This window comes from Proteus cibi (assembly GCF_003144405.1).
Classification (GTDB): domain Bacteria; phylum Pseudomonadota; class Gammaproteobacteria; order Enterobacterales; family Enterobacteriaceae; genus Proteus; species Proteus cibi.
Genome location: NZ_PENW01000010.1, coordinates 208,904 through 217,893, shown reverse-complemented (window position 1 = coordinate 217,893; position 8,990 = coordinate 208,904). Strand labels below are relative to the sequence as shown.

General features: G+C 36.8%; 10 protein-coding genes and 1 tRNA gene. 10 read left to right on the top strand and 1 reads right to left on the bottom strand.

Annotation, left to right across the window (positions count from 1 at the left end; all coding sequences use genetic code 11):
• The first annotated feature begins 4 nt into the window (after positions 1–4).
• A tRNA-Thr gene (locus DK865_RS06710) sits at positions 5–80 on the top strand.
• A 123-nt stretch (positions 81–203) separates the two neighbouring features.
• Here the strand turns inward: DK865_RS06710 and DK865_RS06705 are convergent.
• Positions 204–941: a LexA family transcriptional regulator gene (locus tag DK865_RS06705; RefSeq protein ID WP_023581753.1), complete on the bottom strand. Its 738-nt coding sequence runs from the start codon at positions 939–941 to the stop codon at positions 204–206.
• A gap of 238 nt (positions 942–1,179) precedes the next feature.
• Here DK865_RS06705 and DK865_RS06700 point away from each other — a divergent pair, with 238 nt between their 5' ends.
• The 9 genes from DK865_RS06700 to DK865_RS06660 all read left to right on the top strand — a co-directional run bounded on the left by DK865_RS06700 (position 1,180) and on the right by DK865_RS06660 (position 8,990).
• A complete protein-coding gene (locus DK865_RS06700; protein WP_109391497.1) occupies positions 1,180–1,995 on the top strand; it encodes an antitermination protein Q in 816 nt (271 codons plus the stop codon).
• Between the two features lie 366 nt (positions 1,996–2,361).
• The gene (locus DK865_RS06695) at positions 2,362–2,670 is read left to right on the top strand and encodes a phage holin, lambda family (protein WP_023581755.1); all 309 of its coding nucleotides are present in this window, start codon (positions 2,362–2,364) and stop codon (positions 2,668–2,670) included.
• Positions 2,663–3,067, top strand: a complete 405-nt coding sequence (locus tag DK865_RS06690; protein ID WP_023581756.1) for a phage protein — start codon at positions 2,663–2,665, stop codon at positions 3,065–3,067. Before DK865_RS06695 ends, DK865_RS06690 begins: the two co-directional genes overlap by 8 nt.
• Positions 3,064–3,513 (top strand): lysis protein, encoded by a 450-nt coding sequence (locus DK865_RS06685; RefSeq protein WP_023581757.1) that lies wholly within the window; start codon positions 3,064–3,066, stop codon positions 3,511–3,513. Before DK865_RS06690 ends, DK865_RS06685 begins: the two co-directional genes overlap by 4 nt.
• Before the next feature lie 97 nt (positions 3,514–3,610).
• A complete protein-coding gene (locus DK865_RS06680) occupies positions 3,611–4,123 on the top strand; it encodes a phage gateway protein (RefSeq protein WP_109391496.1) in 513 nt (170 codons plus the stop codon).
• Positions 4,124–4,131: 8 nt separating this feature from the next.
• Positions 4,132–5,619 (top strand): DUF3383 domain-containing protein, encoded by a 1,488-nt coding sequence (locus tag DK865_RS06675; RefSeq protein WP_109391495.1) that lies wholly within the window; start codon positions 4,132–4,134, stop codon positions 5,617–5,619.
• Between the two features lie 10 nt (positions 5,620–5,629).
• Positions 5,630–6,082: a phage tail fiber protein gene (locus DK865_RS06670; RefSeq protein WP_109391494.1), complete on the top strand. Its 453-nt coding sequence runs from the start codon at positions 5,630–5,632 to the stop codon at positions 6,080–6,082.
• Positions 6,083–6,145: 63 nt separating this feature from the next.
• Positions 6,146–6,604, top strand: coding sequence for a hypothetical protein (locus DK865_RS06665; RefSeq protein ID WP_109391493.1), 459 nt, complete (start codon positions 6,146–6,148; stop codon positions 6,602–6,604).
• Between the two features lie 82 nt (positions 6,605–6,686).
• Complete coding sequence (locus tag DK865_RS06660) at positions 6,687–8,990, top strand: coiled-coil domain-containing protein (RefSeq protein ID WP_109391492.1); 2,304 nt, start codon at positions 6,687–6,689, stop codon at positions 8,988–8,990.

Below are 8,990 nucleotides of genomic sequence, written 5' to 3'. Positions count from 1 at the left end.
ATTAGCCGGCTTAGCTCAGTAGGTAGAGCAACTGACTTGTAATCAGTAGGTCACCAGTTCGATTCCGGTAGCCGGCACCATATAAGAACCCGTTATCTCGCAAGAGATAGCGGGTTTTTTATTGGGACAATTTTAATCTTGAAATAGAGAGATTAAACAACACCCCATAAAAAGGATTGGGGTGTTGTTGTGTATTATAATGCTTACCAACCCATCACGGACCAATTAAATACTCGCCCCAAAATTTTCACTTCTTCTAATGTAGAACGCTCATCGGGGTAATCAATAGTATTATAACTACGGATGATAATGGTGTTATTAGGGAGTCGATGTAAAATTTTGACTCTCAAAAGATCGCCTTGTTGAATGGCATAAATACCGCCATCAACAATTTTTGTATGTCCTGTACTGATAGTTACGATCGAGCCATCAGGAATAACGGGGGACATACTGTCACCATGAACTTTAAAAGCAACGGCATCACTAGGTTGAACGCCATAGCGATTAAATGTAGAACGAGAAAATCTCAATAATTCCACCTTTTGATTATCAGTGGTACAACTTCCGAAACCTGCAGCTAATTCAATAGTCGTATAGAAAGGGATCTCGACTTCATCTCGTTCTATCGGCGTATTATTATCCCAATCATCAACGGGGGTCATTTCATTGACTGAAACACCATCGTTTCTTTTCGCTCCTCGCCCATATTCTAACCATTCTGCTCGAACATCGAGCCATTGACTTAATGCTAAGATATTTGTTGGATCGGGAATTGATTCACTGTTTAGCCATTTCCATACCGCTGGAGCACTGACTTTTATACCTTGTTCAGCGAGCGCGTCTGTAATTCTTTTACCTACCCCACGTCCTGCAATCCCTGAATCTAAGCAAGCTTCTTGAAGCCTTTTGGTGAATTCCGTTTTATTATCATTATTAACCATCAGTTAATTTCCTTTGCTACTTGACGTCACTTTGGTTAAAATATAGCATTAACCATTAGTTAATAAAAGTGCAAAAAGCACAAAAAATTAACTAAATAAACCAATGCAAGAGTGGTAAGTAAAAATCACGTTGAGATAACGCCGTAAAATGCGGGTGATTTAGATGCATAAATGCCATGCCTTGTCGTGGTACATGGATGACCAATAAGTAGTGATAGGAAATCAAAAGGAGCATTAAATGAGACTAGCAGACTTACCTAAATATTTTTCACCAAAAAGCCTTGTATTAAGCGATGTAAGAACTGTTAAAGCGGTCGATTCACTTTCAGTCACCGATGTTATGACATCAATCAGTCTCGCTACCCGAAAAGGGCGTATGGGAATAGAGCTATTTTTAGCTAAACATAGTATTAATAACCCAAGCGAAGCGATAGAAAGCCTTTACCAATATGCATTAACGCAAGCTTATCAATATAAAGCGATTGATAAATTAACCGAAAACGATAAAGCTAACGTTTTACATATTATTGCTAATTATGCTTTTCAAGATTACGCAAGAAGTGCTGCAAGTAAAAAAGTATGCCCTGATTGCAGTAATGGATTTATTGAAGTTGATGTTTTTACTACCAAAATCTATACCTCAAAATCGATTAAAGGGCTTGAGCGAAATCTTAAAAATGAGCTTAAAATTAAACCAAAAAATAAGACTTCTTACCGTGAAGTGAGAGAGACAACTCGAGTTGTTTGCCCTACATGTAAGGGAAAAGCTGAAATTCGTTTAGCATGTCGTTGTCATGGTCGTGGTCAAGTGGTGGATAAAAAAGAGAGTGAAAAGCAGGGGATATCTATTTTCAAACCTTGTAATCAGTGTTCAGGACGCGGGTATCCTCGTTTAAAATTCAGCGAAGTATTAGAGCAAGTGCAGACGGTGGTGAATGTTTCTAAAACGGTCGCGTACAGTAACTATAAGCCGTTGTTTGAACATTTAGTTGAAGAATGCTTTAAAGAAGAATCCTTATCAGAAAAAATTCTTCAAGAAGTGACTGTTAAGTAATAATTTTCTCTGTTTATTTGTTTTTGTGGAAACTTATTGTTGACTTTCAGGAAAAATAAGCATACTATAACTCCACAGTGAGAGATTTGTATCTAAAGACCTCACAACAGAATATAAAAGCCCCATTTCAAAAATGGGGCTTTTTTGTATCTTTATTTTCTTAACGAATATAAATTAACGATATCTGTTAAATTCTATCTTCAATGGAAGACCACTATGTGGTCTTTTTTTATATCCGCCATTTATCTAATTAGATAAATAAAACATAAAAATACTCATGTTAAAACAGAGCTTAGATTTAAGTGCTGTGGATGAGTATATCATTTATTACAGTTCCTCCTATTTGGAGGTAAGCCATGAGAAACAATGAAAGAAAATCCAGATCTATGGGAACAGATATTTATTGCCCTTTCTTCAATGAAAGAGCAAGGAGTATCAGCCTCTCTCGCTGGAGGAATGGCTATTCTTCGAGGTTTATATAACGGCGGAGGATGGAAAAAAACCTCTATAGATGGGCTGATGTGTGCAATGTTTGCTTGGTTTATTAAAGATATTTTAATTTTATTTAATATTAATCATGAGTTTGCTTATTTAGCCAGTGTGTTTATTGGCTATGTCGGAGTAGATTCCGTGAGTAAACTCCTTAAAGGAAGAGCAGGAGTTAAAAATGGCTAAAATAGCACGAGGTGAGCGTAATAATAACCCTGGCAATATCCGACACGGTTCGAAATGGCAAGGATTATCCACACAGCAGACAGATAAAGATTTTTGCCAATTTATTTCACCTGAATATGGAATACGGGCTATCTACAAATTATTACAAACATACCAAAAAAAATATGGTTTAAATACGATTAAAAAAATAATTAATCGTTATGCGCCACCTAACGAAAATAATACAGAAGGTTATATTATCCGAGCATCAAAAGAAATTGGTGTTGAGGTTGATAACCCAATTAATACACAGTTAAAAAATATCACTATTCCTTTAGCTGTGGCGATCGTTAATATTGAACTTGGTTATCAACCTTATTCTGAAAAAGTTTTTGAAGATGCTTGGTTGTTATTATGAGTTATTTATCAAAAATAATGGTAATCATGATTTTATGCCTAGGTATAGGATTGCTTTGGCTAATTGATAAAAATAAATCCTTGAGAAATGAGTATAATAATATTAATCAATCTCTTATTCAGCAAATTGCGGAAAATAAAGATTATCAATTAAGAATAAATCAGCTTAATCAACTTGATAATCGTCATTTACAGGAACTTGTTCATGCAAAAAAAGAAATTGATCAGTTGCGTGATATTAGTGAGCGTGCTCCTGAGCGGGTGTATATCAAAGCAGAATGCCCCAAAGTTTCAGCCACTTCCACCACCAGCCTGGTTAATGCAAACACCGCCCGACCTACTGACACCGCTATCCGAAATTATTGGATACTCCGAGAACGAATTGCGCAGTCAGAACGGATCATTTTAGGTTTACAAGATTATATTCGCCAAGAGTGTATTCATTAAAATTCTTTTAATTAAATTATAGGTAATAATAATTTATTTATAAAATAAAAGAGATTAAATTTTAAAAAGAAAAGGAGAATTATATTAAGGAAGTGAAATGAAAGATAATGATATTAATATTGCCATTCGTGAACAACTATTAAAACAATTTAAATCAGCAAATATTCATGTTGATGTTATTGCTGGTTTTCAGCCAGAGAAAAAACAAGATAATAATATTATTATGTTTTTTCCTATAAAGGAGGTTGGTCAAGGTTGGCAAAAAAGGAATTATAATATTCAAGGTAATAATGCAAACCATAAAGAACAACAACTGATCGAATTAACGTTTCAGGTTCAAGGTTTTATTAAACAACACCCAAATTTAACAGCAGGTGATTTAGTTCGAATGACTCGAATGATTATTAATTCGCTGTCTTTTGTTGAATCAATGAGAAAAATGGGAATAGGGATACAGCGAGCGACGGAAATTAGACGAGCGCCGATAATAAATGCTGGAAATAGCTACGAGCATAATCCTTCATTTGATTTTAATGTCACTTTTTCCAGTACGTTATCTTTAGACACTGCTGCAACAAATTTACTTATTTCTAATCTATTTCGTATTTAAGGATAAATATGTCTATTAAACAAACGCGCTATATTGATATTGCGAGTGCGGTTATTGGTGCATCCGCTGCACCTATGCGCAAATTGACCGCTCGTATTTTCTCAACAAATCCTAAAATTCCAGCAGGGAAAGTACTTGAATTTGCGAGTGGACAAGTAGATGAATTACTGGGTGCGGGATCACCAGAAGCAAAATTTGCGCGTCAATATTTTAGTTATGTTAGTCCCGCACCTATTAGTAAACCTAAAGCGCTACAAATTGCTTCTTTTGAACCCGTAGGTCGAGCACCGACATTATTTGGTACGCCAGCCGCCACTCTTGATAAATTAAAGTTAATTGAAGAGGGTGAATTTACTGTCACTATCGGGGATATTTCAAAAAATATAACGGATATTTCGCTAAAAGATGCGGAGTCCTACGCTGATGTTGCTTCTCTGATCCAAGCTAAATTAAACGCGGAAAGCGAGCCTCAATTTGCAAATTGCTATGTTACTTTTAATGCACTTGATGGTGCTTTTTTGATGAGTGGCGGTGTACAAGAAAAAGCAAAAATCATCATGGAACATTCTCCTTTAGCTGATGCTATGGGGTTAAGTGACGGAGAGGCATCTGAAGGTAATGTCGCACAAACGGCACTGCAAGCATTTATCGCTGCCGAAGCGATTTCCGATTCATTTGGTAGTGCAACATTTTTAACTGAGCTTTCAGTAGAGCAAAGTGTTGAGTTAGCAGAGTATATTGCGGGTGAAAATGTCAAATATCAGCTCTATTTGTCAGTTCCAGATAAACAAGCCGAAATTTATAGTAAAGCCTTAATTGGTACTGCATCAACGGGATTAAATTTAAAAACAGAGGATAGCTTTTTTGTTCAAGCTTTACCGATGGCAATCATGGCAGCAACAGATTTTGATCGCACAAACGCGACCACGAACTATATGTATCGTCAATTTGGTATCACTTTCCCCTCTCAAGTTAAGACCGATATAGCAGCGGATCGATTAGATAAATTACGTGTGAACTATTACGGTGAAACGGCGGTTACTGGTACCGAAATCAGTTTCTATCAACGTGGATTTTTATGTGGAAATACGTCTAATCCATTAGATATGAGTGTTCATACTAATGAGCAATGGTTAAAAGCGTATATTGCACAGCAATGGTTAAGCTTATTGCTTTCCACTCGTGGTATTCCCGCGAATAAAGATGGTGAAGCAAGAGCTATGATGGTTATTGCCAGTGCTGTCACGAAAGCATTAAACAATGGCACTATTCTCGCTAGTAAGCCGTTGACTGAATTACAAAAAATCGCCATTACAGATGCCGCTGGTGATGATTTAGCGTGGCACGATGTACAGAATAAAGGTTATTGGTACCACGCTGAAATCGTTGAAGAAACAGGCCCTTCTAATTTACCAGAATACACCATGAAATATGTATTAATTTACGGTAAAGGCGATTGGGTTCGTAAAGTTGAAGGCTCACACAATTTAGTTTAAGGAACAAACAATGAACGATATTTCAGCAACAGGTTTAAGTTTAATTATTCAAGCAAGCAATACATTTCCTGCGGGTATTCCCATTACCACATTTGCAGATGATGGTGATCCTTTAGATTTACCAGCAGTAGATATCACACAAACCGCAGTGGATATTAATGGTAATTTAGTTAGTTGGTCAGCACCTACACCTCAAACAGTAACGATCAATGTATTAGCAGGTAGTGAAGAAGATGAAAACTTGGCGATTTTACTTGATGCAAATACAGCAAGACGAGGCCGTCGTCATACAAGCGATATTATTACGTTAGTCGCTTCTTATGGTGATGGTTCTATGACTACGGCTCGTAATGGTCGAATGACGAATGGTAGCCGTGGTAATTCAGTTGCGAGTGCAGGACGTCTCAAGTCTAAGCAGTACACCTTTATTTTCCAAGATTTTGATCGTGTCAGAGCTCGTTAATTATTAGCGTTATTCTTATTCATCTAATGGCGGCTTCGGCCGCCTTTTTTATGGAATTCACTTATGTTAATTAAACCAAAAGAGATCACGGTTATTGATAGTGATCGTGAAGAACATACTTTTATTATTAGTCGATTACCTGCAACGATTGGGCGAGAGATCCTCGCTAAATATCCTTTATCGAATGCACCTAAAATTGGTGATTATGAAGTGAGCAAAGAAGCCATGTTAAAAATGATGGCTTATGTGGCAGTTGAAAAAGAAGGGCAAGAAATTTATCTAAAAACCAGCACCTTAATTGATAATCATGTGCCTGATGGGGAGGCTTTGATTCGTCTTGAGCTTGAAATGCTGAAGTACAATACCAGTTTTTTCGGCAAAGACGGGAGCCAAAATTTCCTACAATACCTTCTAGGCAAGTTCAGCGGTTCTCTCCCGTCGATTATAAAAACGCTGATGGCTTCTTTGCCGTCATCATCTCCGCGGGTTTCGCCTCCTTCACAGAGCTCAAAACAACCATAGATCTAGAGGAAGCCTTTGATCTGTGGGAGATCGCGATTACTAATCGTTATAACGAGGCGCTTGCGGCGTCAAAGGAGAGATAATGTCTCTATTACAGGTATTTTCTCAGGTACTGATGTTGGAGGCTGAAGTCTCTGATAGTGCATTAGCAAATATCAGAAAATCAGCAGATGAAATTCTTGCTGAAATGAAAAATATTGAACAGGGTGTTTCTGGGGGGATGACTGGTTTCTATAATTTTGTTCAAGAAATTCATCTCAATCTTGGTGAACTACCGGAAGATCATGACATAAGTATTTCATTTAATAGTGATGAAATTATAAGTGCTTCTGTAGCCGTTGAAAATTCAATTCAAAGCATTGTTAAAAGCGCACTAATGGGAACTCAAGAGTTTGATAAATTCTTGCAAGAAATCTTAGTGGGTATGCTGGGTTTATCACTTAATGAGCCAATAAATATTGATCTTAATATTAGTGAAACGCAAGACAAAATTAATTCAGTAACACAACGTATTGATGATCTGAAAAGTTCTATGTCGGTATTAGATTATCAAAGAGGATTGGTCAATAACAACGGTGCAGCTGAAGCGCATATTTTAGCAAGTCTCAATGCTGAATATGATGCTATGGAGGAGCAACTATCCTCACTGAATAATGAATTGGGAGTGTTAACTGAAGCAGAGAAGAAGAATAAAGAAAGTAAAATTGCTATCGATGCACTGATTAAACAATTAGGTGCCGATTACGATACTTTTATTACCACAATGCAAACACAAGGCATTGAGGCTGCAGTTAAAGAAGCAAAGGCTCAACGTCGATTAGGCGATAGTGTTGATGAAACAGGTAAAAGCTATCAAAAAACCGTAGAGAAAATGAAGGATTATATTCTTAACGCCACGGGTGTTAAGGATATTATGGGTACTTTGCAAAAGGTTTTCTCTGCTTCATTAGATCGTGCCAAAGAAATCGAGTCACTAGACAAACTGAGTAAAAAAATAGGTATCGCAGCTATCGATATCGATGCTTTTTCGGGTGCCATGGCTGAAATGGGAGGTACAAAAGAAGCTGCTCAAGCGGATTTAACGGCAATGGCTAATGCATTTAATGATACAGAAGATCCTATTGAACAGCTTTTACAAACCGCCGATAAAGTCAAAGAAATGAACTTTGAGGGGGCCCAAAAAGAGCTAGAAAAATTGGGTGTTGTGGATGAAAAAACCATTGAATTAATGATGAAAGGTCGCGAAGAATTAGAGCGTACAATGGGGGTGCAAAAACAATTCTCTGGTATTAATGATGAAAGTATCGAAAGTTCTATTCAACTTAATGCGGTAATGAATAAATTTGATCAATTAGCGGCACAATTAAAAAATAACTTTTTGGAGATAATTATCCCCGTCCTTGCAAAAGGCATAACGTGGTTTGATAAATTAGTTAATTTCTGTATTGAGAATAAAGATTTTGTTATTGGTTTTTTTTCAGCTATTGGTAGCGCTGTTGCTATTTATTATTTACCCGCGATGGTATCTGCGGCAGTTGCCACACTTGCAACGGCACTTCCTATATTAGCCATTGCCGCTGTTATTGGCCTTTTAGCGACGGCATTTAAACTCGTCTATGACGATATTATGAATTTTATTAATGGTAATGATTCAATGATAGGCAGTATTTTGGATCAATACCCCGCGCTGAAAGACGCCATAATGGTTGTATGGGAAGCATGGCAAGTTTTTGTTCAATCTCTAAAGATTGCTTCAAAGGCTATTGCTGAACATGTTATTGCTGCTTGGAATTATATATCTGATGCATTTGAACAATTTGTTATTGCGCTTAATGCGGGCATTAATAGTATTATCGAGTGGGGACAATCAATAATTAATGTCTTTATTTTTGTCTCTGATGCTGTGGTGAATGTATTTAGTTGGATGTGGGAATATATAGAGAAAATATTAGGTTGGGTTAATGAAGGTATTGATTCCATAAAAGGAATTTGGCAATCAGCAAAAAGCTTTTTGGGAATGGAAGATGCTGAAAAAGAAGTCACTGTTGTTCAGAAAGTAGAACGAAAATTATCTGACGAAGGCAGTCTCAATTATTCCATGCCACAGTCAAACCCTGCGGTACGATATTATAATCCAATACAAGATGTGAATGCGTTAAATCATGGATTAACACTATCTTCGACAAATAGTTTAAACCCGATGACCAGCCAAATGATCAGTAACCAATCAAGCATTAAAAATGAAAGTAATGTTCAAATTGGTGAAATCAAAATTGAAACACAAGCCACGGATGGCCCTGGTGTTGCGAAAGCTTTAGATGACGTATTGAAAGATAAAGGTGCTAAAGAAATTTCACAGCAACACTCTAGTGGATTAAAGAGTTAA

Bases quoted from the DNA above. Each gene is read 5' to 3' on its own strand.
- DK865_RS06705 (WP_023581753.1), bottom strand. From the start codon at position 941: ATGGTTAATAATGATAATAAAACGGAATTCACCAAAAGGCTTCAAGAA.
- DK865_RS06700 (WP_109391497.1), top strand. From the start codon at position 1,180: ATGAGACTAGCAGACTTACCTAAATATTTTTCACCAAAAAGCCTTGTA.
- DK865_RS06695 (WP_023581755.1), top strand. From the start codon at position 2,362: ATGAAAGAAAATCCAGATCTATGGGAACAGATATTTATTGCCCTTTCT.
- DK865_RS06690 (WP_023581756.1), top strand. From the start codon at position 2,663: ATGGCTAAAATAGCACGAGGTGAGCGTAATAATAACCCTGGCAATATC.
- DK865_RS06685 (WP_023581757.1), top strand. From the start codon at position 3,064: ATGAGTTATTTATCAAAAATAATGGTAATCATGATTTTATGCCTAGGT.
- DK865_RS06680 (WP_109391496.1), top strand. From the start codon at position 3,611: ATGAAAGATAATGATATTAATATTGCCATTCGTGAACAACTATTAAAA.
- DK865_RS06675 (WP_109391495.1), top strand. From the start codon at position 4,132: ATGTCTATTAAACAAACGCGCTATATTGATATTGCGAGTGCGGTTATT.
- DK865_RS06670 (WP_109391494.1), top strand. From the start codon at position 5,630: ATGAACGATATTTCAGCAACAGGTTTAAGTTTAATTATTCAAGCAAGC.
- DK865_RS06665 (WP_109391493.1), top strand. From the start codon at position 6,146: ATGTTAATTAAACCAAAAGAGATCACGGTTATTGATAGTGATCGTGAA.
- DK865_RS06660 (WP_109391492.1), top strand. From the start codon at position 6,687: ATGTCTCTATTACAGGTATTTTCTCAGGTACTGATGTTGGAGGCTGAA.